This window comes from Gilliamella sp. Pas-s27 (assembly GCF_009795865.1).
In the GTDB taxonomy this organism is placed as follows: Bacteria; Pseudomonadota; Gammaproteobacteria; order Enterobacterales; family Orbaceae; genus Gilliamella.
The window spans coordinates 1-734 of record NZ_WTEW01000090.1; the positions used below are offsets into that span (position 1 = coordinate 1).

Sequence of the window (734 nt, forward strand, 5' to 3'; positions counted from 1 at the left end):
GATTTTGGCTGTTTGATTCATTTCTGACTCTCCTTATTTGTGTTATAAAATAACTTGAATGTCAGATTAAGTAAAGACCATTACACATAAATGTAATATGTTTGTAGAACATTAGCGGCATGTGTTTCGACATTGGCAAGTAAAAAATCATTTTCATTGCCATCAAAATCAAAATCACCTATTTGAATCGCATTAAAAGTAAATAAACCATAACCTTTCATATTATTAATTGCCTGTACTAGTTCGCCGTTCTTTTTACTATATACTTTAATTCCTGTAATCGTAATTCCTCTTTTCCTCTCTTTAGATATTAAAACTTTAAAATAGAATTCTTTGGTTGAATTCATTTGTAAAAATTCAATATTTTGAAATTTGGTGTCATTAAATATTCTCTCAGCATCTTTTTCTTTTATTTTATCTTTGTCATCCCATGGCCATGCTAAATTATATTCAAAAATCTTTTTCAACTTAAAATCACCAAATTCATTTAAAGATCCTATTAAAAAATCGTTCTTGGATTTTGTTTGATTTTCGCTAAAATCAAAGTTTTTAATAATCAACGACTCTTTATTATCTTTAAAATAATAGTCATCATCTATTCTTTTAGGTGATCCTAAGTATGTAATTTCGTGTGTTTCATTATCAACGTAATAATGTGAAAATCATCATCTGAGGTAGCATACATATAAATTTCTACTTTTTTATCACCTATATTTCCAGTGTATACACGATAG

1 protein-coding gene is annotated in these 734 nt (G+C 27.0%); it reads right to left on the reverse strand.

Going from position 1 to position 734, the window contains the following annotated elements; translation table 11 throughout:
* Positions 1–80: 80 nt before the first annotated feature.
* Entirely contained in the window at positions 81–560 is a 480-nt protein-coding gene (locus GQ589_RS11810; protein ID WP_160426450.1) for a hypothetical protein, read from the reverse strand.
* Between the last annotated feature and the right edge of the window lie 174 nt (positions 561–734).